This is a genomic window from Saonia flava (assembly GCF_011927795.1).
Classification (GTDB): domain Bacteria; phylum Bacteroidota; class Bacteroidia; order Flavobacteriales; family Flavobacteriaceae; genus Saonia; species Saonia flava.
The window spans coordinates 268,071-292,420 of sequence record NZ_JAATJJ010000002.1 but is presented as its reverse complement, the minus strand read 5'-3'; the positions used below and the strand labels follow the sequence as shown (position 1 = coordinate 292,420).

The following is a 24,350-nucleotide window of genomic DNA, read 5'->3' as shown; positions in this document are numbered from 1 at the left end:
ATTAGTTGAAAATCTTTACCAACCATTTTTTTAAATAATTTGGCCATTCTTCAGCTGCAGGATTTCCTTTCCGCATACCATAACCATGACCACCTTGAGGCAATAAGTGCATTTCAAAAGGGATATTTTTTTTCTTTAAGGCTTTTGCCAAAACCAAAAAACCATTGGATAAGGGGTCGTCCAAGGTTCCAAAAATAAAAAGAGGGGGCATATCCTCATTAAGGTCTATAGGATCAGATAGTGAATTGTTTTCCCCTTGATCTAAGTAAGCCGGATACATTAATATTGAAAAATCGGGGCGAGATGATATTTTATCTATATCATCAGAATGCTCATAAGAAGACTTTTTGAAATTTGAGCTGGACAGCATTGCCAAATGGCCCCCGGCAGAAAAGCCCATTGTTCCTATTTTATTGGGATTTAACCCCAATGATTTTGATTTGTTTCGTACCAAACGAATTGCTCGTTGCATGTCATTTAGTGCACCCAGCTTATTATCTGGCGTTCTATATTCCAGGACAAAAGCTGTAAAACCGAGCATGTTTAGCCATTCTGCAACTTCATACCCTTCTATGTTGATGGCCAGATATCTATATCCCCCACCGGGCGCAATAATTATGGAGATACCGTTTGAAATCTCTTTTTTTGGCTTAAAAACTGTTAAAGAAGGATTCGTAATTTCGGTAATTCTAATAACCGCCCTGCTCGTATCTGGATATTGTACAGGTCTTTGTTTTGAACTGATTTCATTTGGAACCTTATTGGGCCATAGGTATAAAGTGTCCCTTATTTGACCTTGAATTCCGGAAATATAAAGAAGAAGGGCCAAACCCGCGAAGCAAATCTTCATTCTATTTCTCATACCCTAAAACCCTATTTGCCCAAGGAATAAAATGTTTCATGTTGGGCCAATCTGTATGCCCTCCGTCATGTTGGCGCCATGCCAATTCACCCTCGAGCATATCTGTATTATATGGGGGCATTTCTTCCTTTAAATAATCATTGGAAACCCCAAGGTCTTTGGCTCCCAATAGCTTAAATGCCTCACCAGCCGCTATGGTTGCCATATAACTTCCCTTTTGGTCCAACCATTTTGCATCGCCTTCTTCTGGGATACCATAGCTTATAAAAGTGGGGCGTGGCGCACAAAGTGCAATTAGTTGATGTGAATCTACTGGTAAATCACAGCCTGTCATTTTACCAAAAGAAGATTTTTCTGTTCCATATTTTATATAGTTGCCGGCCATCCAATGACTTTCTCCAGTTCCGGTAAGGCTTTCTACTGCTTCTCCAAAAACTCTTCTGTGCAAAGTTGACCCTCCTTTTCCTGATGAGCCAATTAGGCCAATTGCGAATCGTTCTTCAAAAGCTAAAGTTACCAAAGCTGCCTTTCCATATCTGGAAACACCTTCTATCCCTACTTTTGTTGCATCTACCAGTGAGTCGGTTTCCAAGTAATCCAGAGCTCTTGCTGCTCCCCATGACCAAGCACGTAATGAGCCCCAATCTTCTGGGGAACGTGGTTGACCTTTATTTACAAGACCAATAATTCCACTTGTTAGTCCAGCTGAATTATCGGCTTGAATACTTGCGGGCTCAATTGTAAGGTATCCCCAACCAGCGGCCAATAATTGCTCTGTTGAGGGTAAATCTCCTTCCGGTAATGGTGCCCAAAAATTTGGACCGGGTAATCGTGTAATTGGACTATAGGCGGGGTATTTGTCAAATATTGCCTTTGTACTAGGGTCGTTCTTGATCATCATTTTCTTGAAGGACTCATTTAGAACCTCCATGTCTTTTTGGGAAGGTTGTGCCGGAGCAGGAAAAGATGGACGGCCGAACATCATCAAAACAGGAACAGGCCCTTCAACATTCGTAGGCACAACCAGCATTGCATTGATATTGACATCTATTGCGGGGTAAGAGCTATTGTCAACATGGCCAACCAATTGCTTGGCAATTACAGGTGTTCTACGTACAAATTCATTATCGGTTACTTTCACGGTCCAAGTAACATTAGGAATATTCTTTGGTAATCTTCCATATACTTCCCGTTCAAAATCTTCAACAATTTCTGGTCGCCTTGTTTTCCACCAGGTATCCGAATCTTTTACTTTTTTTCCTTTGTTTGTCACCAACAATTCTGGAAGTTCCGGGCATGGATTTGCAATGGATTCATCATAATTGGCATGATTGGGGGCACTTTCGTTTCCACTTGGTCCAGGTCTTAGTTCTGTAATCCCAAGTTGTTTCATCATGGTTTCTTGGTTCTTTTGACCAAGTTGATTAATACTGTCCCTTTCTGCTTGTGATAATAACCATGACTGCGCATTCGATTGTGTAACAGTAAAAAGAAACGCTGCTAGCAAGTAAAAAAGATTTTTCATTTTCTTAAATTATTTGGATTGGTGTTTTTTTATGTTCTTTACAGCATCTAATAAAGTAGCTGTCCACACTTCAGATTCGTGCTGTTTTAAGTATTCTAAAAGTTCTTTATGGGCGGAAAGGGAAACATCCATAGAATGTTCACCGCCTACACCATGAAATAAGAATATTAGAAGGGAATTGTTTTCAACGGCCTGCTTTACCAAATTGATCATTTGTTCGCCACTTTCGCCTACTATGGCATAACTATCCATGCTGTAGATATCTATTTCATCAATAGTATGCATTTCGGAACGAACTGCTCTTGCCGCCACTAAATCATCCTTTAGTCCTTCAATAAAGAAATCGTTGCCATTTACGGTAAAATCCCCACAGGTATAGGCAAAAGTCCTTTCCTTTTTACCATCAATGGCCTCTAAAAGTGTATTGTTGATTTTAATCTCATCGACCATACGTTTTACGGTATAAGTACCCATATCATAATTTTCATTGACCCACGGCCTGCTTTCCTTTCCTATACAGGGGTGAAAAATTGTATGATTGGCCAGTTCATGACCACTTTCTGCTAATTTTTTCCAATCATTAATTCGATTTCTAAAGGCATCGGAATATGTAGATACATAAAAAGTACCCTTTAGGTTTAAGGAGTCCAATAAGGGTTGTACATTATCCAAGTGAACATTTAGGGCATCATCATAGGTTAAAATAACCGCTCCTTTTTTTCCTTGCCACGGCAAATCATTCAATGCATCAGGATTGTAATTTCTAAAGGAAGAGGCGGGTAGGCCTTCTTTATTGTACAAATTAGCTCCTTGGGGATTGTTTGCCCAAGCGTAACGTACATATTTTGGGTTAGAAATTTCATTGTTTTCTACCACAACCGTATTTCCTTCAATTTTGGCACTTGCCCAAACAAATTGCTGGTCTTCACCCGCTATTTCAAATCGAGAGAGAGGCTCGTCATCGTTTGAAACCAAACCACTTCCTACAGAATCAAAAGTCAAAACAATTTTGTTTCCATTAATTTTTGAAGATTTATATATGGGTCCGGAATGAACAATATCTTCACCATAAGCTAGTTTCATGGCACCAAGTGCCAAGCGTTTGCCAACACCTTCTTTGTCCAATGGGTGAATATCGTTCCATTCCCCTAAATCTATACCAACAGCCATTGCCGTATTGGGAACCGACAATGCACTGAATTGTGCATCCCTAAGCTCTGCCCAATTACTTTCGGTTGGAACATAATCTACATCTTGAAAATTGGTCAACTGCACATATAAAAAAGGAGCATTGGGCAACTTAAATTGATCTCTATAATCATTGATCAAAGCAGGAAGATATTCCCGATACGGTTTTGGATTCCCTGTATTGGATTCCCCTTGATACCATAAAAACCCTTTTGCCGAAATATTTGTCAATGGGGCTACCATCGCATTGTATAGAGATGATGGCTGATTTTGGGCTGAAAACCTTCGTCCACCAAAAGAACCTCTACGGGGCACAAATACTTCACCTACCTTATAGTGCCAATCTCCCTTTAAATCAATACTTAGTCCATTTGCTGTTAGTTCATAATTCTTATCAGGGACAAAACCTCCTTTACCACCATAATTGGTAACTTTAACCGTGATGGTATTTTTCCCTTTTCTAAGTATACCATTTTCTACCGTATATCTTCTTGGAGGGTATTGGTAGGTTATGTTACCTACTTTGGTTCCATTTACATAAACTTCATCGGCATCAACAATGCGTCCCATATATAGTTTAACATCTGTACCCATCATTTCCTCTGAGACTTCTACTTCTCGCCTAAACCATACTACTCCGTTTAAATCCTTTACGCCTTGATCTTCCCAATAACCAGGAATATTAAATCTTTTCCATCCTTTGGGCACATATGTTTCTTCAAACCATTTATGAGGACCAATTAACCCTTTGTCTTTAACTATAGGGGCTGTAGCATTCGAAAAATTAGGCCTCGATGTTACTGATTTGATGTATTCTTTATCCTTGTTTTTCTGAATGATTTCCGTTTCACTGGGAAATTCTTTAAAGCCACTTTCACTGATCCATGATTGGATAGGTGTTCCACCCACACTAGCGTTTATAACCCCAATGGGAACATTATATTTTTCATGTAAATCTTTGGCGAAAAAATAGGTCAATGCACCTATTCTCAAAATATCATTGCCAACAGCGGACTTCCATTCGCCCGATGGTAAATCGTTCTGTGGTCCATCTAAATTTGTTAGTGTTCTGATGAAAAAGTTTCTTATTTCAGGATAATGATCGGTTGCAACTTCTTCAGGGTATTTTTCTTTAACACGGCCCATGTTCAATACCATATTGGATTGCCCGGTACAGACCCAAACATCCCCAAAAAGAATGTTGTCCACAGTAATCTCATTACTTGCGGTAAAAGTCATTTTGTAGGGACCACCGGCTTTTTGAGGTTTTAGGTTAATAATCCATTCACCATTTTCGTTAGCTACTGTTCTATATTTTTTATTTTTAAAGTTTAACGTGATTTGTTCGCCTGAGTTTGCCCAGCCCCAAAGCTTGACTTTAGCATCTCTTTGTAAAACCATCCCATCACCAATCAATTGAGGAAGCTTTATTTGGGATTGCACACTAAAAAATGAAAAAAAACTTATGAAAAATAATTTTATCGTTTTGTCCATACTTTAAAATATTAAAAAAAGGAACAAAAAATATGCTTTCTTGTTCCTGTAATAAATTCCTATTCCATTTAAATTAGTTTAGTTTCCTGGATCTTCGCCATCCAAACCATTGATTAAACCTCTATGGGATATTTTGGTCATAAATTCACCATCATACAATAACGGCCAATCTCCTCCACCATCATACAACCAACTTTCCGTATCCCTAAATCCCCAGACTGTAATTCCAAATTGTTGGGCAACTGGCACTATCGCGGTATAATAATACCCAGCTCTTTGGTATTGGTTCTCTTGTTCTTCAGCTCTTTCTTGGGTAAGTTCTGTTACATCATCATTATAATTGGCTTTTACATCCAGCTCAGAAACATGTACCAAAAGGCCCGTATCGGAAATTTCCTGAATAGCCGTTGGCAAATCTGTATTTGGCCAATTATGGTTTAGATGCATTTGCATACCTATACCATCTATTGGTACATTATTGGTAATCATTTCGTTCACTTTATTAATAATTTGTGAGCGTTTGCCAACTTCACCAGCAATATTATAATCATTATAAAATAATTTAACATCGGCGTCCGCTTCTCTTGCCCATGCAAATGCCTTATCCATAAAATCATCTCCAATTCTTTGTGAAAAAATGGAACTACGTATAGTACCGCCATCAAAATATTCGTTTACCACGTCCCAACTGGCTACAATTGAATTCCCGTCGGTATCTTTTTCTTCTGCAAAATGGGCCACAGTAGCTTTAACATAATTTTCAACCAATGTTTCAAATTCTTCATCAGTTCCAGAAAAACTGTTCAACCAACCTGGAATAGAACTATGCCATATTAGAGCATGCCCATGTACACGAAGACCATTGGCTTTGGCATAGGCCACGATGGCATCGCCATCACTAAAATCATAGGTGTCGGCCGCAGTAAAAATATTGGCCATTTTCATATCATTTTCGGCTGTAATACTATTGTATTCAGTATTGAGGATATCTTTTCTTGCAACATCATTATCACTTGTTCCCGCCAGTCTTGCTGCGGAAATAACATTGCCTATAGGAAACTCGGCCACATCTTTAAGGTTTTCTGTGGCATCATACAATAAAGGGTCGGTTGTACCACCAGTAGAACCGCCACCAGTTTCACCTCCCGTACTTTCACCACCTGTGCCACCTTGTGTGGGTCCCCCAATCATTGGGGGAGGAGTATCGTCCCCAGAACTACAGCTAAAAAAGACGAATGATATACATAGCATTAAAATTTTTCCTGTTTTCATGTTTGTTTTTTTTGAGTTTATATATTTTCTATATTTAATTATTGTAAAGTTTATAGGATATACCTTTTTCAAGGCCTCTAAGTTCTGCTAAACCTTTAAGTCTTCCGATAAGGGAGTAGCCAACAAATTGTTCTTTTTCACCTTCAAAATCATGTAAAAATCCATGGTCTGGCCGCATAGGTAAATCAATACCTCTGGTATTCATCAACACAATTAATTTTTCCATGATAGCTTCCATGGGGTTATCCCCATTTAGGTGCTCAGATTCTTGAAAAACACCATCAGAACTTCTTTTTACGTTTCTTAAGTGCAAGAAGTGAATTCTGTTCCCAAAATCCTCAACTATTTTTACAAGATCATTACTTGGGTTTGCGCCCAATGAGCCCGTACAATAACATAGTCCATTGGCTGGAATATCAACAGATTCAATAATTTGTTTAATATCAGTATAGGTACAGACAATTCTTGGTAATCCCATTACCGAAAAAGGTGGGTCATCTGGATGAATGGCCAGGCTTAACCCTAACTCCTGCGCTATAGGCGCAACCTCATTTAAAAAAGCAATTAGGTTAGCCCTTAATTGCTTCTCATCTATTCCTTTGTAATTGTCCAATAATTCTAAAACCTCATCTCTTGTAAACCCTTTTGTACTCCCTGGCAGACCCAATAAAACACTTCTAAATAATGTTTCTTTTTCTTCATTGGAAAGAGTTTCACCATAAGCTTTTGCTTTTTCAATGTCTTTGGTTGAATAATCTTTTTCAACATTTGGTCGCTTTAATAGAAATAGGTCAAAATACATAAAAGCCGATCTGTTGTATAGGAGGGCTTTGGTTCCATTAGGATTTAAATGCGCATGATGCGTCCGCACCCAATCCAATACAGGCATAAAATTATAGGTGACCACTTTTAAACCACATTTGGCCACATTTTTAAGACTTACTTTATAATTGTCTATATATTTTTTAAAATCTCCTTTTCTACGTTTTATATCTTCATGGACGGGCAAGCTTTCAATTACTGACCATTCCAGACCTTCTGAACGAATAATTTCTTGTCGTTTTTTAATCTCCTCTATAGTCCATATATCACCAACAGGGATTTGATGCATGGCACTTACAATATGGGAGACACCACTTTGCCTAATGTCTCTAAGCTTTATCTCGTCATGCGGTCCATACCATCGCATTGATTGTTGCATTTGTATCATAACTCTAAAATCCTATACAATTACCTCCATCTACAGGAAGTACAACTCCTGTAATAAATTTTGCTTCATCTGATGCTAAAAAATGTACTGCATCACCAATATCCTCGGGTTCTCCCATCCTTCCCATTGGAGTTCTAGAGAAGACTTTCTCTTTTCTTTCGGGATCCGAATCTAGAGCTTTGGCGGTCATTTTGGTTTTAATAAAACCAGGTGCAATACAATTCACTCTAATGTTGTATTGGGCAAGTTCCACCGCCATTGCCCGTGTCATACCTTCAATGGCTGTTTTGCTGGAAGAATAGGCAATTACCTTTGGCAAACCGTATTGGGCAGCCATAGAACTAATGTTCACTATGCTACCGCCATTATTTGCCTTCATTACTTTTGTTACTTCTCTACTAATTGCAAAAACACTGGACAGGTTAATTTTTATAATATTTTGAAAATCTTCATCGGTAACATCGATCAACTCTTTTTTCATGTTGATTCCTGCATTATTGACCAATATATCTATGTGCCCTTCTTTTTTTGCGACATCAGCAATCAGGGCTGGAATTTTATCTAAATCACCTAAATCAAAAATCAAAGGTCTGGCATTCTTGCCAATTTCTGAACATGCATTCTCTGTCCGCTCCTTGGTTCTTCCTATAATGTAGGTAATAATGCCATTGTCGCATAATTTTTTGGCCGTGGCATATCCCAAACCAGAGTTTCCTCCGGTAACTATCGCTATTTTTTTGCTCATTTAAATAAAAAGTTGGTTTACCATCGAGGCCTTATTCCAGGCGCAAATGGAAATTTTAAAGATTTGTAATGTTCTAATGTTTTATCAGGTTTTTCCATTCCTTCTGGAAAGTCCATTTTAGAAAAAGTTTGAAAATACAACATACACGCATTTCTCCACCATTTTGCTTCTTTTAATTGTATTTTTAAAAGCATGGATACTTGATTGTGTCTTTGAGAATCAATATAGGGCTTCATGGCTTCCCATGTCGTAACCATGTTTTGAACATCATCCACACCTTTTTGGTATTTTAGTGCCATTCCGTCCCACAGTGTATTTCCATCCTTTAATGTATAGTCCCAAGCTAAATGATGGAACCATAACAAATCTATTTCTGGACAAGTGTCTAAATTCCCCCACATAGCGGCAAGTTCTGGTGCATATTGTTCCAAAGCATTACTTCCAGTTTCTGTACGGTCAAAACCAATACCATTTTCATCTGCCTTATGGTAATAAACGGGATTCCATTCCGGTCTGGACAAATTACCTACCCAGGGACCTGGACCATAATGGTGACCTGTGTCAAAAATGTGGTGCAGACCTAATGGGTTCATATAATTTACCACCATTTCCCTAGATTCCAACATCATTTTTTTAACGGGACCAATAAATTTTTCATCATTGGAAAAAGTACTTCTTATCCATTCGTCAGCAATGCTTTCTGCACTTAAATGGGGATTCCAGGCCAGTCTTCCAAAGCCGTACCAGTCTGCCTGTCCAAAAGGGTGTCCGGTCCAATTTATATCGTTTCCAATGTTGGATACCCCAGCCATTCCTGTAAGTTTTTTATTGTGCAAGGAACCATCAATTACCTTCGCAACTGTAGAACCTTTACCTTTTCTGTACGTATCTGCACTAAGTACTTCTTCATAGAGTTTTGGTAAAAAAGCCAAATGTGTTGCAAAACCTAGATATTCCTTGGTAATCTGAAATTCCATCATCAAAGGTGTTTTAGGCATGGCACCAAACATGGGGTGAAAAGGTTCACGTGGCTGAAAATCGATTGCTCCATTTTTAACCTGAACGATTACATTATCCAAAAACTGACCATCGTAGGGAACAAATTCACTATATGCTTGTTTCGCTCTATCGGTACTATCATGTTCAGAATATACAAAGGCACGCCACATAACAATCCCTTTATATGGTGCTAAGGACTTTGCCATCATATTTGCACCGTCTACATGGTTCCTGTTATAATTTTGTGGACCGGGCTGGCCCTCGGAATTTGCTTTCACTAAAAACCCTCCAAAATCTGGAATAAGGTCATAGATTTCCTTGGTTTTATTGTTCCACCATTCCTGTACATCGGCGTTCAAGGGGTCGGCGGTATCTAAACCACCAATTTCTATGGGGGCAGAAAATCGGGCCGTTAAGTAAACTTTTATTCCGTAGGGTCTAAAAACATCGGCAAGGGCTTTTACTTTCTCTAAATAATGTGGGGTTAATACCAAGGCATTGGCGTTGACATTGGTAAGTGCCGTGCCATTTATTCCAATAGATGCATTTGCCCTGGCATAATCTATATACCGTTGATCAATATAATCTGGCAATGTATGCCAATTCCACAAAGAAAACCCGGCAAAACCGCGCTCTACCGTCCTGTCCATATTATCCCAGTGGTTTAGCATTCTAACATCCAATTTTGGCGAGTCAACTATGGATAAATTTGTAATGGACTTATTTTGTTGCATTAACCTTAAAAAGTTGAAAACTCCATATAAAACCCCAACATCGTCATTAGAGGTTATAACGGTGTGCTTGTTCTTTCCAATCCTAATGGTTTTTATAATGAAGCCATCCTTGTTTAATTCTTTTAGGTCATCATTTACTTTTTCTAAGATAGATGAGGATAGTTTTTTTGAATTGGCAACAATCAAGGAATTAGTGGAATTTTCAAGATTCTTAAAGGGTACATTTTTCCCGAGCATTGCCATTAGACCTTTTATTAACTCTTTCTTGGTTACTTTTAGGGTTTCCGAATCACCTTCCAAATGGATGTAAGAAAGCGTGTTTACATATTCGTTTAACAAGTTCTCGTTTTCAATTTGTCTATATCCAAGCCATAGATCATAACCATTGGAGGCATAGGTAAAAAATGAAAGTTGAAGGAATGCAATAAAAAGCAACAAATATTTTTTTTGTTTCAAAACAGTATTTTAGGTTTAAGAATTGTTAAAAAATTATAGATTTTTTAATAGATTGCCTAATAGACGAAGGTAAATTAAGTGAAAATTATAGAGATTGGCAAAATATTTAACGCAATCGATTGCATATTTTGTTATATTTACCAAGTTTGCCTGCTATTGCTCATTTTTTATCAAGTAATTGGAGGTGTTTTTTTAGAAACCTAAATTTAGTATATAAACAACACTATTTTATAAAATAACAGAGTTGCCGTTTAAAAACAATCAACTCCTTATATCAAAAGAATCATTAACTTACAGTGGTTTTTGATAAAGTAAATGTAGATGAAGAATATTATTAATTCAGATTTCCTTTTAGATAATAAGTATTCCAAAATATTATATAGAGATTACGCCGAGGATCAACCAATTATAGACTACCATTGTCATCTTCCTCCGGATGAAATTGCAAATAATAGAGCCTTTGGGAATATGACAAAGCTTTGGATAGATGGTGACCACTATAAATGGCGTGCAATGCGTAATCTTGGCATTGCAGAGAAGCACATCACAGGTAATAGTTCGGACGAGGTTAAGTTTAACAAATGGGCGGAAACTGTACCTTATACTATGCGAAACCCTTTGTACCATTGGACCCATCTGGAGCTAAAACGTTATTTTGACATAGATGAAAGCTTAACAGTGGACAGTGCATCTAAGATTTATGGCCATTGTAATGAAAAATTGAAACAGCCGGAGTTTCATGCCCAAGGCCTTATAAAAAGAATGAATGTAAAGGTAGTCTGTACCACGGATGACCCCATTGATAGTTTGGCGCATCATAGAAAGATTAAGGAATTGGACATGGGCGTTAATGTCTTACCGACTTTTAGACCTGATAATATAGTACAAATTGATAAAATAGATTTTACGGATTATTTAAGTACGTTATCCAGTATAAGTACTATTGAAATTACTGACTTGGAGAGCCTTAAGGCAGCTATAAAGAGCAGGGTGACGTATTTTCACAGTATGGGATGTAGATTGTCCGATCATGGTTTGCCACATGCTTACGGATTAGATTTCTCTGAGGTTGAAGTAAACAATATTCTCAAAAATAGATTGAAAGAAAATCCTGTTTCAGAAATTGATGCATTAAAATATAAGTCAGCTATAATGTGCTACCTAGGTAGCTTGTACGCGGAGCATAAATGGGTTATGCAATTGCATTTGGGATCCATAAGAGATACCAATAAGGCATTATTGGAAAAAATAGGAATTAATGCAGGTGTGGACAGTATTGGGGATTATAAGCAAGCGGAGCAGTTGGCATCATTTTTAAATAAACTCAACAATAGTGGAAATCTTCCAAAGACAGTGTTGTACAACTCTAATCCAGCGGACAACGAGGTCTTTGCAACAATGGCGGGTAATTTTAGTGAGGAAGACATTAAAGGAAAAGTACAGTATGGTGCCAGTTGGTGGTTTTTAGATCAAAAAGATGGAATAACCAAACAACTGGATGCCTTGTCGAATATGGGACTTTTGAGTTGTGCCCTTGGAATGCTTACGGATAGTAGGAGTTTTTTATCTTTCCCTAGACATGAATATTATAGAAGAATCTTATGTAATATCTTAGGAAACGACATAAAAAATGGAGAACTTCCCAATGATATTAAGTGGATTGGGAAACTTGTTCAAGACATTTGTTATAATAATGCCAATGAATACTTTGAATTTTCCAATCTTGTTAAAAAAACACCGATATCCTAAATTATACTGGTGATAGGATTTTTGCCTCCTTGGTTTTTTTGAGCGTTTTAATAACAGAATTAAGTTTTGGGTTGCCTAGACTTTTTAGATTTTAACAATGCTTTGGCCCTGTTGGACGAATCCCTTATTATAAGTTCCGTGTTTAAAATGGTAACTTCAGAAATGGTTTTGTCATAATTAGCTCTAGAATGCTCTAAGATTCTTTTTGCAGAAATCTCCCCCATTTTTGCGGCAGGATGTGAGACCGTTGATAAAGCGGGATCAACAATGGAAGATATGGGATCGTCATTAAAACCTATAATTGCTAAATCTTCAGGAACTTTGATCCCCATACTTTTTGCATAAATAATGGCACTTACAGCTGCCGTATCATTGGCTGAAAAAATACCATCAGGAGGGTTGGGCAAAGCCATAAGTTTAGCAGTTGTTTTTCTACCTTCCTCAAAGCTCAACGTCTTAAAATATTTAATTAGTTCTTTCTCTACAGGTAATCCATGTTCTTTTAGGGCATCTACATAGCCCTTTTTTCTTTCCTCATACACATTTCTATGCTGCGCTCCCGCAAAATGTGCTATCCTCTTGCATCCCTGTTCTATTAAATGTTTTGTAGCGGAATAACCTGCACTGTAATTATCTATGACCACTTTGTAGGAATTAAGACTGGCAGGTACCCTATCTACAAAAACAACGGGGATGCCTTGATCAATAAATTGATTGAAATGTTTGTAATCAGACGTTTCCATGGAAAGAGATACAATAAGACCACTAATTCTACTATCGTAAAGGGCTTTGGTATTGCTTAGTTCGTTTTTGTATTTGTCATCAGACTGACTAATAATAACATTATAGCCCGCATTTCTGGCGGCTTCTTCAATCCCGCTAATCAAGGATGACATAAAAGGTCTGTTAATTCTAGAAATGGATATACCTATGGTTTTACTCTTATTGTTTCTAAGTCCGGCCGCCAAAGTATTGGGTCTATACCCCATTTCTTCTGCTGCGTTCTTAATTCTCTGAACAGTTTTTTTGCTAATGCTCTTATGATCGTTTAAAGCTCTGGAAATTGTGGAGGGAGAATAGTTTAATTCTTTTGCAAGATCGTATATGGTGATCTCCTTTTTAATACTCATGCTTAAGTGTAATGTTTATGTATACTAGGATTATAGGGGAATATCCCTCATATAGTGTAATATACTAATTTAATATAAATTATTCTTTAGTGGAAAAATGTTTTTAGGTGCAAAAGGAACAATTATTTGTGTCAAGCAGTTGGGTTTGGTATATTGGCTTCTTGGAAATTAATGTAATGAACAGTTAGTTGCCCAAATTTTATCTATTTTAGATTACTGCAAAATAAAGTCTTGATACCTTAGGGTAAATAATTCAGTTTTATGTTTACGAAAACGATTTCGTTAGCTATATTTGTCAACTTTAAATAATCAAATCTTAGGGTTAGAATTTATGTATTGGATAGGGTATGATATCGGAAGTTCGTCTATAAAAGCAGCGTTAATTGGTTCGGAAAGTGGTGAAGTTAAGGGAGTTGCGCAGTACCCAACGGTGGAAATGCCCATAATTTCACATGAAATAGGTTGGGGAGAACAAGAACCCGAGCTTTGGTGGGAAAATTTATGCAAAGCTACCCATAAGCTTTTAGAAGAAACCAAGGTAGCAAAGAAGGACATAAAAGGAGTTGGTATTTCTTATCAAATGCACGGTCTGGTCTTGGTAGATAAAAATATGAAAGTACTGCGACCATCAATTATTTGGTGTGACAGTAGGGCGGTTAGCGTTGGCGAGGAACTTTTTAAGCAATGCGGTGTGGACAAATGCGCTGATAGTTTGTTAAACTCTCCTGGGAATTTCACCCTGTCCAAATTAAAATGGGTAAAAGACAACGAACCAAAGGTGTATAGTGAAGTGCATAAATTTATGCTTCCCGGGGATTATATTGCCCTTAAATTAAGTGGTAAATGTACCACCACACCATCAGGCCTGTCAGAAGGGATAATGTGGGATTTTAATGCTAATGATTCAGCTGACTGGCTATTTAAAGAGGCTGGTATAGATACAGCTTTAATTCCTGAGATATTACCAACATTTGCAGAGCAAGGAAAAGTTAATTCTCAAGGAGCATCGGAAAGTGGGCTTCCTGAGGGCATTCCAATCATGTACCGGGCAGGTGACCAGCCCAATAATGCATTAGCGCTAAACGTTTTGGAACCTGGTGAAATTGCTGCGACCGGGGGAACCTCTGGAGTAGTTTATGCAGTTTCAGATAGTACAAATACAGTAGAGCATACCCGTATCAACAGTTTTGCACATGTAAACCATTCCAAAGCAAATCCAAGGATAGGTAAGTTATTGTGCATTAATGGTACAGGGATACAGTATAGTTGGATGAGAAATCAGATTACAGAGGAATTCTCATACAATAAGATGAACGATTTGGCCTCAGAAGCGCCCATTGGTTCGGACGGGTTGATTATTCTACCTTTTGGAAATGGTGCGGAACGTATGTTGAACAACAGCAATAAAGGGTCTAGAATAACCAATCTAAATTTCAATATTCATCAACAGGGCCATTTGTTTAGGGCCGCTTTGGAAGGTATTGCATTTTCTTTTGTTTATGGAATGGAAATCCTTGCGAACGATGGCGTGGATGTAAAATCAATAAAGGCCGGTAACGACAATCTGTTTAGGGCCGAGATTTTTTCCAATACCATAGCAACCCTTACTGGAAGTGAAATTAAAATAGTAGAAACAACAGGAGCAGTGGGGGCAGCAAGAGCAGCAGCCTATGCCTTTGGAGATTTTAAGTCTTTTGATGATGCCGTAAAATCGGATGAGGTTCAATATGTTTATAAACCTTTGGACAATAAAGAAGCATACCAAGAAGCTTACAACAACTGGAAAAAAGAATTAACAGATTATATTAATAATTGAATACGTATAAAATGAGTACAATAGGAGACAAAGAATACTTTAAAGGTATTGGTGAAATTAAATTTGAAGGAAAGGAATCTGACAATCCTTTAGCGTTTAAATATTACAATCCCGAGCAAGTAGTGGCGGGTAGAAAAATGAAGGATTGGTTTAAATTCTCTGTGGCTTACTGGCATACATTCTGTGGTCAAGGAGCAGATCCATTTGGGCCTGGAACACAAAATTTCCCTTGGGACGCACCATCAGATGCTATAGATGCGGCCAAGGCCAAAGCAGATGCCGCTTTTGAGTTTATTACCAAAATGGGCTTTGACTACTATTGTTTTCATGATTACGATTTGGTACAAGAGGGCGCCACTTTTGCAGAGTCTGAAAAAAGATTGGCAACCATTGTGGGTGTTCTTAAAGAAAAGCAAGCCGCTTCTGGGGTTAAATTACTTTGGGGAACGGCAAACTGTTTCTCTAACCCACGTTATATGAACGGTGCAGCTACCAATCCAGATTTTAATGTAGTGGCACGTGCTGGCGGACAAATAAAATTGGCATTGGATGCTACAATTGCCCTTGGTGGTGAAAACTACGTATTCTGGGGTGGTCGTGAAGGCTATATGTCCCTATTAAATACAGATATGAAGCGCGAGTTGGACCATATGGGACAGTTCTTAACTATGGCCCGAGATTATGCAAGGGCACAAGGGTTTAAAGGAACTTTCTTTATTGAACCCAAACCAATGGAACCCATGAAGCATCAGTACGATTTTGATTGTGCTACTGCTATTGGTTTCTTGCATGAATATGGTCTACAAGACGATTTTAAAATGAATATTGAGGTGAACCATGCTACTTTAGCACAACACACCATGCAGCACGAATTGGAAGTTGCGGCCGGTGCAGGTATGTTGGGTAGTGTAGATGCCAACCGTGGTGATTACCAGAACGGATGGGATACGGATCAATTCCCCAATAATGTACAGGAAGTAACAGAAGCCATGTTGGTATTCTTAAAAGCAGGTGGTCTGCAAGGCGGAGGTGTTAACTTTGATGCGAAAATCAGAAGAAACTCCACCGATATGGAAGATGTGTTCCATGCCCATATTGGAGGTGCGGATACCTTTGCCAGAGGTTTGATTACTGCCGATGCCATTATCTCCAACTCTCAGTATGATGCCCTAAGGGAAAAACGCTATAGCTCTTTTGATAGTGGAAAAGGGAAAGACTTTGAGAACGGTAAATTGGACTTTAAGGATTTGTATGATATCGCCATGGAAAATGGGGAACTGGACTTGCAAAGTGGCAAGCAAGAATTATTTGAGAATATAATCAACCAATATATTTAATTAACCAATCGACCTTTGGTCAAATCCCTGTTGATATTTCAACAGGGATTTTTTATGGGCTGTTTTTTATTTAACTCCAATATAAATGTCGGCCTCTCCATGGGTAGGGTCAATGGCTTTTTTTCCATAGACTTCAAAGTCAGAAATATAAGTTCTATTTAAATCTGTATTCCAAATCTTGTCCCATTCATCTTTTACCGCATTGTCCGTAAGGTCCCCTTTTGCCGTAAACTTGGTATATGTGGCAGGTTCTATTTCTTTGCCCACCATTCCTTCTGGAATGGTATCCAAGCTCCAAACTTTATACCCTAGAATTGTGGTATAGGGCTTGGTGTGGTCTTTATCATAGTCCGTATAGACGGCGTAGATGGTTTCGTCCAGCACATTTGGGATTTTGGTAACGATATTTTTGGACATAAATTCGCTCCAAAGGTTCCCAATATCTTTTTTTGCTTGGCCGTTTTCATTTGTGGTCCTTACAGATATTCCAATAACTTGAAAGGCGCTTAGTTGGTGTTTTTTCATATTTAACAGATTTTATTACAAGATTTACTACAAAATTAAACTGGGAATATGACAGGATATGTCAGGGGTAGCTACAGCCTTTAATTTTATCTTAAAATTTGGACATATGTGCCAAGAACAAAGCAACGTTTACATAAATTGACATCTAAAAGCTAAAACAGATTAATTGACGTTAGACTATGATGGACCAATTGCTTAACATTATCGAAAAAAATCCTTTTATCTTCCTTTCCATTGGGGCTTTGTTAATCCTATTTCTTGTCCGTTTGGAATACAAAAAGAACTTCTCCAAAAAGAAATAAAAATATACGTTTTTGTCAAGGACCTATACGGGTCTTTGTAAAGTGTAATTTTTGATCAAGAACTGTTCATGGAAACCCAGTTTTAGATATAAGTTTTTTCCCATTTCGGATGCCTGTAATGTGATGAGCCCATACCCATCTTCAATTGTTTTGTTTATAAGTAACTTCATAATATTTTCCGCGTGGCCCTGTCTTCTCATTTCAGGGGGTATTCCCATAGAATGAATGCCCAAAACAGTGTTGGTTTTGTGCACTAGTGCCGTTCCCACAGCTTTATTGTGGTCATAGGCTATGTAATAATCGATCTCATTAAAAGTTTTACTAATTGTTTCTAAACTAATAACATACCCAAACGATTTTATGAATAGCTCCGACCATAGTTTTGCTTCGTGTTCATTGGTGACCAGTTTAATTTTTATATCAGTTTCAATATCCAAAAGTTTATCGGGTTTTAATGACATTCCAATCTGCCCAAACTTTGTTTTAAAACCATTGCGCCTTAAAATCCCATCGTCACTGTTGTCATAAATGTTCCAAATTGGCAAAGTGATGTTCACTGGAACAGTGGCCAATTTTGCTAGGGTCAGATCCATGGTTTCCTGGGTTAGGTTTTGGTTGAACCACAATCTATTTGGCCATTCCGAACCTTTTATGGTGCAATATTCAAAATCCGGAGTTTTGAAATAAGAACCAAACGGAACGGCAACCGTTTTCCAAAGCGAGGTAAGGTTTCCTATATTGGCATTAATTAATGTATTGGCTTCTTTCATTTTATATTGATCAATAAAATTCCCGATAACATCGTAATTATTCCTGCTGTTCTATTAATTGTGATAGGTTCTTTCGGCAGGTTTAACCATCCGTAATGACCAGCTATTACCGAAAATGCCAGTTGCCCAAACAACCCCAATGAAATCATGGTGGAGATACCAAGTTTTGGAATGGTATAATAATATAGACTGATTCCCAAAACACTGAACAGGCCCCCTGTAAACCATAAATAAATGGGGATTTGTTTTATTTCTATCCATGTAGGGGTGTTTTTAACACTTAATACGGCAAAAGCAAAGGCAAACAGTGTACTACTTAAAAAGGCTGCGATAGAAGCAAGTAACGGATTTTTTAACAGTACGCCCAAACTGGAATTTAGGCCCCCTTGAGCGGCCAAAAGAACACCCCCAATAACTGCTAGTAGAGATAATGTATATTGGTTCATAGCACCTCGAATAATTCATTCAACGGTTTTCTAACTTTAGGACGGAACTGTGTTTGGTCCTCCTGTGATCTATACCCTACGGGCGCAATTACCGCTGCATTTAATCCTTGTTCTGTAAGGCCCAAAATTTCATTGTACTTCTCAGCTTCAAATCCTTCCATGGGACAGGCATCTATTTTTAGTTCCGCACAGGCATTAAGTAAATTGCCAAGGGCAAGGTATGTTTGTCTTATGGTCCAGCTTTTTTGTTCTTCTTCTGCCATTTCACCAATTTTTTCTTTCATAAAATCTCCATACCCACTTAAATCACTTACATCTATGCCCTGTTTGTTAGCGATTAGCTCAATATACCCATCAACATGTTTGCTTTTTACGTCTGTATAATTACAAAAAATGAAGAGATGGGAAGCATCGGTTATTTGGTTTTGATTCCATGAAGCAGGTTTTAATTTTTCTCTTATTTGCTTGTTTTCCACAACCAGCACCTTATAGAGTTGAAGACCATAGGAGGATACGGATAATTGGACGGCCTCTTTTAACATATCCAGGTTTTCTGTAGAAACCTTCTTTGACGGATCAAAATGTTTTGTGGCATAGCGCCATTTTAGATTGTTTAATAATTCCATGATGTTTTTTTTAATTGATTTATAGGGCAAAAATATCATGGGCCAATGAGCCTTGCATTTACATATGTTGATTTAAGAATTTTTCTTTAGATCTTTTCGGATTCTACTTAACTGTGTAGGGGTAATTCCTAGATGGGCGGCAAGATGCAGCTGCTGTATTCTCTGGTCAATATTGGGATGTTGTGAAAGCAGTTTTAAATACCTTTCGGTTGCATTTTCCATGACCAAGGAAATTTCCCTTTGTTCCTTTTCAATGACCCAATTGTTCTCCAAATAGGCAATGTAGAAATCTTTTAGGTCAATCTTTTCGGCTATAAATTGCCTGTATTTTTTATAGTCAAGGCTAATAAGAAGGGTATCCTCCAAGGCTTCCAAGGTAAAGTTGGATGGAGTGCTTAAAAGACACGAAACTGTTGAACCGGCAAAATCGGTTTCTAGAAAAATATTTTTGTTATATATATTTCCTTCAAGATCCGTTACGTATGCCCTTAAAGCCCCGTTGCCTATAAAATGTAGATTTTTTGCAATTTGCCCATTTCTTAGGAGGGTTTCACCCTTTTTTAAGGTTTGGAACGTAACTATGGATTTAATTAACGACCAGGACTCTTTGGTAATGGGAGCGTAACTTTCAAATTTTAATCTTAGATTGGTAATGTATTTTTCTTTGTCAATCTTCATTTTCGTTTGTTATGACCTACAAGGGTAAGATGCCCTTGTTTTAAAAGGGTAGAGGAACGAATAACTAAGGTAAGATTTAATTTTTTTAGGTTCAAATAGGGTTGTCAAAAAGTAGGGTGTCCAATTATTATTGTTAAGTAAATGCCCTTTTTTTATGGGGTGCAATTCTTTCGTTATATTAGAGTCTGGAATAACCACAACCAATTATGAACAGAAGAAATGTATTAAAATCAACACTGGCAACGGGAGCTGCATTGAGCTTGGGTGGCATTACAGAAATGTTTGCATCCAATAGGCCAGAAAATGGGAAAAGCCACAACTTTAAATACTGTTTAAACACCAGTACCATACGTACCCAGAACTTGGGTCTTATGGGTGAGATGGACGTGGCGGCCCAAGCGGGGTTCGATGGTATAGAAATATGGATGAATACCTTGCAGGCCTACCTTAAAAATGGGGGTGCCACGGCCGATGTTAGAAAAAAGGCGGCCGATTTGGGGCTTACCATAGAAGACTCCATAGGTTTTGCGGCGTGGATCGTGGATGATGAGGTACAGCGCAACAAGGCCATGGAACAAGTAAAGCAAGAAATGGACCTGTTGGCGCAAATAGGCTGTAAAAGAATAGCGGCACCACCGATGGGAGCAACCAACGAACCGGGACTGGATTTATTAAAAGCAGCGGAACGTTTTGGAAAGATGTGCGAGCTTGGAAAAGAAATGGGCGTATTGCCACAATTGGAGCTATGGGGCTTTTCCCAGAACCTGCATTTGTTTGGAGAGACCCTTTTTGTGGCTGCGGAATGCGGACACCCAGATGCCGTAATTTTACCAGATGTATACCATTTGCGTAGGGGAGGTTCCCCTTTTGAGGCTTTGGAAATGATCAATGGCAGCAAAATACAGATGTTCCATATAAACGATTATCCGGGGAATATTGCCAAACAAGAATTAACGGACGCCATGCGGGTGATGCCCGGTGATGGGGATGCCCCAATGGATAAAATACTGCAAACTCTTAATAGTAAAGGAGTGCCCATAGTGCTTTCTTTAGAAATCTTTAATGAAGACGTCTGGAAAATGGATGCTTTGGAGGCCTGTAAAATGGGCATCTCTAAAATGAAATCCAGTGTGGCCAGTGCCGTGGAAGGGTAGCACAGGACTAATTATAAAAGCTAAAATAAAAATCATTGTTAAAAACTTTAGCAAGGATTTTTTTATATGTTTTGGATTGTTTCGTTATTGGTTTTGGCTTGGAAAAGTTGCGGTTGATATACCATAATTTTGCGATGTTCATGTTTAAATACCATAACTAGTCTACTTTTAATTTCTAGCATAATGGAACAATTTTTTGGGCATTTTTGTTACGCAGTAGGTAATCTCAAATATTTTTATTCAGCTTTTTCAAAAAGTTTTTCTAATTCTATTAATGAAATATTCTTTTTAATAATAATTCCTTTTTTATTTAAAAGGTAATTTGTTGGAAACGAGACGATACCCAATGTTGAACTTTTAGTTCCATTTTCATCTAATAAGTTTGGCCAGGTCATATTTTTCTGTTCCATAATTTTATACCAATTATCTATGTCCTTAGTTTTATCAGTTGAAATACTAATAATATTAAATTGTTTTGGATTATACTTTGAATGTAATTCCTTTAATTTAGGGAATTGAGCAATACAAGGTCCACAATTACTAAACCAAAAATCTACAAGAGAATAATCAGCTTTTGAGTTTTCAGTAACATTTAATACAATTTCATTTAATTCTTTATTTTTCAATTTTATAATCGGAAAATGATTGCCAATTTTAAATGTTTTTGCTTTTAATATATTTTGTAATAGTACATTCGAAACTTTAGACTGTTTAATTGTAGTTGAAAGATTGTTATACGCATTTTCCAGTTCTTCATTATACCCATTATACTGAATATTCATAGCTATTTTCCAAAAAGAAACGAATGAATTTGGGTAATCTTTAGCGAATTCCTTTAAAATTAAATTTGATTCAAAAGTCAGTTTTTCTCTTGCATTTATTGCTGATTTCTCAATTGAATCTTTTGGAAAATCTGGACTTTTAATTTTTTTGAATTCTGTTTTAAACTTTTCTAAAGCTATAGATATTCGCTCTTTCAAAATCAATTGTTCTTTTTGAATTGTTGAGTTTTTACAGATTATTTTAGGGAAAACATTATAATATAAACTATCGATTATTATTTGTTGGTCTTTGGGTTCTAATATAAAATGAGAAGTTTTTGTTTTATCAGTTTCAATATAAAAAGGCAAGGGGAAATTGTTTTTTGTACTTAGTCTAAATTCAAATTTTCCATCACTTACTAGAACGCTGTCCTTTAAGGAGTTGTCAAAATAGTATTCATCGTCAAATAATGCCTTTGTTAAATATATGTTCCCATTGAAATTTTCTATTTTACCTTTAATAGAATAATATTCTTTAGGTTTTACTTTTTTGCAACTAATAATTATGAAAATTAAAAGCAATATGGGAGCTATTTTTTTCATAGAATTTCTTATAAAATTGTTTATACCATTAAAATATTGCACATTTTAATAAGTTATATTGACTGAAACAAGTTCAGCACATGTAACAAGGTTAGGCCTTAATTTTTTTGGTCTTAAGTGGGGGAGGTAATTCTTGTCACTAAGATATTACTAATTAATGGTTTATAAAAAACAATAGTAGGCATGGGTTATTTGTATAAGTTTTGGTGAAGAATTTGTAGTGCTAAAATGGCACAATACTGATCTAGATCATTTGCTCCAATAAAACAAGTTTGCAACTTTACAGCGTTTAACAAACAATACACTATCTATCATGAATGCAACAAGTTTAAACCCTAAAACAGAATTTTTGTTGGGCGCAGGACTAAATGTGCTGCACCAAGAAAGTAGGGAATGGTTAGAAACCATTGCCTTTTGGAAAGATGAAACTCGTTTTTTTGCAGACTTGCTACAAAAAAAAGAACTTAAGGAGAAAACCAAATCCGAGTATGGGAAAATGCTGGAAAATTTAGATAAGATCCATGCAAACCTTTTTGATTATTTAGCGGATGACATTAGGGGCCATGAAAAACTATTGTCCAAATTACATACCCAAGAAAAAGGTTTGGCAGATGGGGAGTACCGTGACAAACACCGCAACTTAAAAGAAAGAATGGATATTTTTTCAAATGATTTTAAGGAATTCAAAAAAATGGTATTTGGGTATGCAAAAAAACTCTGACAGCAAGTGGAATTAACTATTGGGCATTGGGCCAAGAGATGCTAAACCCTAACAATTAGTACGCTAAATAGATCATGTATGGAAATTGCAATTTTCACAAAAGAATATAAGACCTCCGATAGCATAGCCAACTTCATGGATTTTTATTATAGTCTAAGAATGAGGTATTTGGCAAGTGATTTTTTGGACAAGGGGTTGTCCCCAAAACAAATTACAGATGGAGTGGTACAGGCAATGAGGGCAGGCAGGTCTTCCGGTATTGATCTACGCCAACACTTTATGCCCATTTTTAGTGGAATGAACAAGGAAATTATCCGCGATTGCAAACTGTCCCGATTGGGGTATGCACTGGTACTTATGAATGCAGATGCAAGACTTACCGAGGTAGGTAAGTGGCAACTAGAGGTTTTAAAGAACTATTTTAATAAATGATTTCCTTTGAATATCATAAATCAATTTCCAGTGCTATGGGGCAATGATCGGAGCCAAGAACATCCGAACATATATTTACATTCTTAACTTTGTCCAAAATGGAATTGCTAATTAAAAAGTAGTCAATTCTCCAACCTGTGTTGCGTTCCCGTGCCTTAAAACGATAGCTCCAATAGGTATAGGCCACCTCATTGGGGTGCAAGTGCCTAAATGTATCTACAAAGCCGGAGGTTAAAAAATTATCCATACCGTCAATTTCAACCTGGGTATAGCCCGCTGTTTTGTTATAATTGGATTTGTCGTTTTTAAGGTCAATGGGTTTGTGCGCTACATTAAAATCGCCACAAACAATGACAGGCTTTGTTTTTTCCAGGTCCTTTAAGTAATTTAAAAAATCGGCATCCCATTTTTTTCGGTAGTCCAGCCTATCCAATTGTTGGCCAGAGTTGGGAACATATACATTGACCAAGTAGAAATTAGGGTACTCTGCACATTGTACCCTACCTTCCTCATCATGTTCGGCGATACCCATATCATCTTTAATGTTAGTAGGTTCCATTTTACTCAATATTGCCGTTCCTGAGTATCCTTTTTTATCGGCCGAGTTGTATTCTTTGTGATACGTGGTCATTGGGGCCAATGCTTTTTCCACCTCATTGTACTGCGCCTTGGTTTCCTGTAGACAAAGGATATCTGGGTTTAATTGGTTTATGTTTTCAAAAAAATCCTTTTTAACAACGGCGCGTATGCCATTAACGTTCCATGAAATAATTTTCATTCCTCTTATTTATTGTTTTAAATAAAAAAATAGCTCC

The 24,350-nt window shown here is 37.3% G+C and carries 21 protein-coding genes; 6 read left to right on the top strand and 15 right to left on the bottom strand.

Going from position 1 to position 24,350, the window contains the following annotated elements:
- Position 1 precedes the first annotated feature (1 nt).
- The 7 genes from GGR42_RS13425 to GGR42_RS13395 all read right to left on the bottom strand — a co-directional run bounded on the left by GGR42_RS13425 (position 2) and on the right by GGR42_RS13395 (position 10,485).
- Positions 2 to 862 carry an alpha/beta hydrolase gene (locus GGR42_RS13425; protein WP_245201473.1) on the bottom strand — a complete coding sequence of 287 codons (861 nt, stop codon included), beginning with the start codon at positions 860 to 862 and terminating at the stop codon, positions 2 to 4.
- Entirely contained in the window at positions 852 to 2,387 is a 1,536-nt protein-coding gene (locus tag GGR42_RS13420; RefSeq protein ID WP_167965072.1) for a glucuronyl esterase domain-containing protein, read from the bottom strand. Before GGR42_RS13420 ends, GGR42_RS13425 begins: the two co-directional genes overlap by 11 nt.
- A gap of 9 nt (positions 2,388 to 2,396) precedes the next feature.
- A complete protein-coding gene (locus GGR42_RS13415; RefSeq protein ID WP_167965070.1) occupies positions 2,397 to 5,069 on the bottom strand; it encodes a sialate O-acetylesterase in 2,673 nt (890 codons plus the stop codon).
- A gap of 78 nt (positions 5,070 to 5,147) precedes the next feature.
- Positions 5,148 to 6,341, bottom strand: a complete 1,194-nt coding sequence (locus GGR42_RS13410; protein WP_167965068.1) for an endo-1,4-beta-xylanase — start codon at positions 6,339 to 6,341, stop codon at positions 5,148 to 5,150.
- A 34-nt stretch (positions 6,342 to 6,375) separates the two neighbouring features.
- Positions 6,376 to 7,542, bottom strand: a complete 1,167-nt coding sequence (gene uxuA, locus GGR42_RS13405) for a mannonate dehydratase (protein ID WP_317169697.1) — start codon at positions 7,540 to 7,542, stop codon at positions 6,376 to 6,378.
- Between the two features lie 13 nt (positions 7,543 to 7,555).
- The gene (locus GGR42_RS13400; RefSeq protein ID WP_167965064.1) at positions 7,556 to 8,296 is read right to left on the bottom strand and encodes an SDR family NAD(P)-dependent oxidoreductase; all 741 of its coding nucleotides are present in this window, start codon (positions 8,294 to 8,296) and stop codon (positions 7,556 to 7,558) included.
- A 17-nt stretch (positions 8,297 to 8,313) separates the two neighbouring features.
- A complete protein-coding gene (locus tag GGR42_RS13395) occupies positions 8,314 to 10,485 on the bottom strand; it encodes an alpha-glucuronidase family glycosyl hydrolase (RefSeq protein WP_167965062.1) in 2,172 nt (723 codons plus the stop codon).
- 321 nt (positions 10,486 to 10,806) lie between these two features.
- On the opposite strand from GGR42_RS13395, the gene uxaC reads away from it, so the two are divergent.
- Positions 10,807 to 12,234, top strand: a complete 1,428-nt coding sequence (gene uxaC / locus GGR42_RS13390; protein ID WP_167965060.1) for a glucuronate isomerase — start codon at positions 10,807 to 10,809, stop codon at positions 12,232 to 12,234.
- Between the two features lie 59 nt (positions 12,235 to 12,293).
- On the opposite strand, the gene GGR42_RS13385 is transcribed toward uxaC, so the two are convergent.
- Complete coding sequence (locus GGR42_RS13385) at positions 12,294 to 13,364, bottom strand: LacI family DNA-binding transcriptional regulator (protein ID WP_167965058.1); 1,071 nt, start codon at positions 13,362 to 13,364, stop codon at positions 12,294 to 12,296.
- A 331-nt stretch (positions 13,365 to 13,695) separates the two neighbouring features.
- On the opposite strand from GGR42_RS13385, the gene GGR42_RS13380 reads away from it, so the two are divergent.
- Both GGR42_RS13380 and xylA read left to right on the top strand, forming a co-directional pair.
- Positions 13,696 to 15,180 (top strand): xylulokinase, encoded by a 1,485-nt coding sequence (locus GGR42_RS13380; RefSeq protein ID WP_167966378.1) that lies wholly within the window; start codon positions 13,696 to 13,698, stop codon positions 15,178 to 15,180.
- A gap of 11 nt (positions 15,181 to 15,191) precedes the next feature.
- Positions 15,192 to 16,517, top strand: a complete 1,326-nt coding sequence (gene xylA, locus GGR42_RS13375) for a xylose isomerase (RefSeq protein ID WP_167965056.1) — start codon at positions 15,192 to 15,194, stop codon at positions 16,515 to 16,517.
- Positions 16,518 to 16,583: 66 nt separating this feature from the next.
- On the opposite strand, the gene GGR42_RS13370 is transcribed toward xylA, so the two are convergent.
- The 5 genes from GGR42_RS13370 to GGR42_RS13350 all read right to left on the bottom strand — a co-directional run bounded on the left by GGR42_RS13370 (position 16,584) and on the right by GGR42_RS13350 (position 19,864).
- Positions 16,584 to 17,042: a GyrI-like domain-containing protein gene (locus GGR42_RS13370; RefSeq protein WP_167965054.1), complete on the bottom strand. Its 459-nt coding sequence runs from the start codon at positions 17,040 to 17,042 to the stop codon at positions 16,584 to 16,586.
- A 325-nt stretch (positions 17,043 to 17,367) separates the two neighbouring features.
- A complete protein-coding gene (locus GGR42_RS13365; protein WP_167965052.1) occupies positions 17,368 to 18,114 on the bottom strand; it encodes a GNAT family N-acetyltransferase in 747 nt (248 codons plus the stop codon).
- Positions 18,111 to 18,560, bottom strand: coding sequence for a DMT family transporter (locus tag GGR42_RS13360; protein WP_167965050.1), 450 nt, complete (start codon positions 18,558 to 18,560; stop codon positions 18,111 to 18,113). The genes GGR42_RS13365 and GGR42_RS13360 overlap by 4 nt, the downstream gene beginning before the upstream one ends.
- Positions 18,557 to 19,186: an NAD(P)H-dependent oxidoreductase gene (locus tag GGR42_RS13355; protein ID WP_167965048.1), complete on the bottom strand. Its 630-nt coding sequence runs from the start codon at positions 19,184 to 19,186 to the stop codon at positions 18,557 to 18,559. Before GGR42_RS13355 ends, GGR42_RS13360 begins: the two co-directional genes overlap by 4 nt.
- Positions 19,187 to 19,258: 72 nt before the next feature.
- A complete protein-coding gene (locus tag GGR42_RS13350) occupies positions 19,259 to 19,864 on the bottom strand; it encodes a Crp/Fnr family transcriptional regulator (protein ID WP_167965046.1) in 606 nt (201 codons plus the stop codon).
- Positions 19,865 to 20,070: 206 nt separating this feature from the next.
- Between GGR42_RS13350 and GGR42_RS13345 the strand changes: the two genes are divergently transcribed.
- Complete coding sequence (locus GGR42_RS13345) at positions 20,071 to 21,018, top strand: TIM barrel protein (protein ID WP_167965044.1); 948 nt, start codon at positions 20,071 to 20,073, stop codon at positions 21,016 to 21,018.
- 236 nt (positions 21,019 to 21,254) lie between these two features.
- Here the strand turns inward: GGR42_RS13345 and GGR42_RS13340 are convergent, their stop codons facing one another.
- Positions 21,255 to 22,382 carry a TlpA disulfide reductase family protein gene (locus GGR42_RS13340; RefSeq protein ID WP_167965042.1) on the bottom strand — a complete coding sequence of 376 codons (1,128 nt, stop codon included), beginning with the start codon at positions 22,380 to 22,382 and terminating at the stop codon, positions 21,255 to 21,257.
- 313 nt (positions 22,383 to 22,695) lie between these two features.
- Here GGR42_RS13340 and GGR42_RS13335 point away from each other — a divergent pair, with 313 nt between their 5' ends.
- Positions 22,696 to 23,103: a hypothetical protein gene (locus GGR42_RS13335; RefSeq protein ID WP_167965040.1), complete on the top strand. Its 408-nt coding sequence runs from the start codon at positions 22,696 to 22,698 to the stop codon at positions 23,101 to 23,103.
- A gap of 78 nt (positions 23,104 to 23,181) precedes the next feature.
- Positions 23,182 to 23,535, top strand: a complete 354-nt coding sequence (locus GGR42_RS13330; RefSeq protein WP_167965038.1) for a hypothetical protein — start codon at positions 23,182 to 23,184, stop codon at positions 23,533 to 23,535.
- A gap of 13 nt (positions 23,536 to 23,548) precedes the next feature.
- Here GGR42_RS13330 and GGR42_RS13325 read toward each other — a convergent pair whose 3' ends face one another.
- A complete protein-coding gene (locus tag GGR42_RS13325; protein ID WP_167965036.1) occupies positions 23,549 to 24,313 on the bottom strand; it encodes an exodeoxyribonuclease III in 765 nt (254 codons plus the stop codon).
- Between the last annotated feature and the right edge of the window lie 37 nt (positions 24,314 to 24,350).

What these genes read in the sequence shown, in the direction of transcription:
- GGR42_RS13425 (WP_245201473.1), bottom strand. Translation starts at nt 862, where the DNA reads ATGAGAAATAGAATGAAGATTTGCTTCGCGGGTTTGGCCCTTCTTCTT.
- GGR42_RS13420 (WP_167965072.1), bottom strand. Translation starts at nt 2,387, where the DNA reads ATGAAAAATCTTTTTTACTTGCTAGCAGCGTTTCTTTTTACTGTTACA.
- GGR42_RS13415 (WP_167965070.1), bottom strand. Translation starts at nt 5,069, where the DNA reads ATGGACAAAACGATAAAATTATTTTTCATAAGTTTTTTTTCATTTTTT.
- GGR42_RS13410 (WP_167965068.1), bottom strand. Translation starts at nt 6,341, where the DNA reads ATGAAAACAGGAAAAATTTTAATGCTATGTATATCATTCGTCTTTTTT.
- uxuA (WP_317169697.1), bottom strand. Translation starts at nt 7,542, where the DNA reads ATGCAACAATCAATGCGATGGTATGGACCGCATGACGAGATAAAGCTT.
- GGR42_RS13400 (WP_167965064.1), bottom strand. Translation starts at nt 8,296, where the DNA reads ATGAGCAAAAAAATAGCGATAGTTACCGGAGGAAACTCTGGTTTGGGA.
- uxaC (WP_167965060.1), top strand. Translation starts at nt 10,807, where the DNA reads ATGAAGAATATTATTAATTCAGATTTCCTTTTAGATAATAAGTATTCC.
- GGR42_RS13385 (WP_167965058.1), bottom strand. Translation starts at nt 13,364, where the DNA reads ATGAGTATTAAAAAGGAGATCACCATATACGATCTTGCAAAAGAATTA.
- GGR42_RS13380 (WP_167966378.1), top strand. Translation starts at nt 13,696, where the DNA reads ATGTATTGGATAGGGTATGATATCGGAAGTTCGTCTATAAAAGCAGCG.
- xylA (WP_167965056.1), top strand. Translation starts at nt 15,192, where the DNA reads ATGAGTACAATAGGAGACAAAGAATACTTTAAAGGTATTGGTGAAATT.
- GGR42_RS13370 (WP_167965054.1), bottom strand. Translation starts at nt 17,042, where the DNA reads ATGAAAAAACACCAACTAAGCGCCTTTCAAGTTATTGGAATATCTGTA.
- GGR42_RS13365 (WP_167965052.1), bottom strand. Translation starts at nt 18,114, where the DNA reads ATGAAAGAAGCCAATACATTAATTAATGCCAATATAGGAAACCTTACC.
- GGR42_RS13360 (WP_167965050.1), bottom strand. Translation starts at nt 18,560, where the DNA reads ATGAACCAATATACATTATCTCTACTAGCAGTTATTGGGGGTGTTCTT.
- GGR42_RS13355 (WP_167965048.1), bottom strand. Translation starts at nt 19,186, where the DNA reads ATGGAATTATTAAACAATCTAAAATGGCGCTATGCCACAAAACATTTT.
- GGR42_RS13350 (WP_167965046.1), bottom strand. Translation starts at nt 19,864, where the DNA reads ATGAAGATTGACAAAGAAAAATACATTACCAATCTAAGATTAAAATTT.
- GGR42_RS13345 (WP_167965044.1), top strand. Translation starts at nt 20,071, where the DNA reads ATGAACAGAAGAAATGTATTAAAATCAACACTGGCAACGGGAGCTGCA.
- GGR42_RS13340 (WP_167965042.1), bottom strand. Translation starts at nt 22,382, where the DNA reads ATGAAAAAAATAGCTCCCATATTGCTTTTAATTTTCATAATTATTAGT.
- GGR42_RS13335 (WP_167965040.1), top strand. Translation starts at nt 22,696, where the DNA reads ATGAATGCAACAAGTTTAAACCCTAAAACAGAATTTTTGTTGGGCGCA.
- GGR42_RS13330 (WP_167965038.1), top strand. Translation starts at nt 23,182, where the DNA reads ATGGAAATTGCAATTTTCACAAAAGAATATAAGACCTCCGATAGCATA.
- GGR42_RS13325 (WP_167965036.1), bottom strand. Translation starts at nt 24,313, where the DNA reads ATGAAAATTATTTCATGGAACGTTAATGGCATACGCGCCGTTGTTAAA.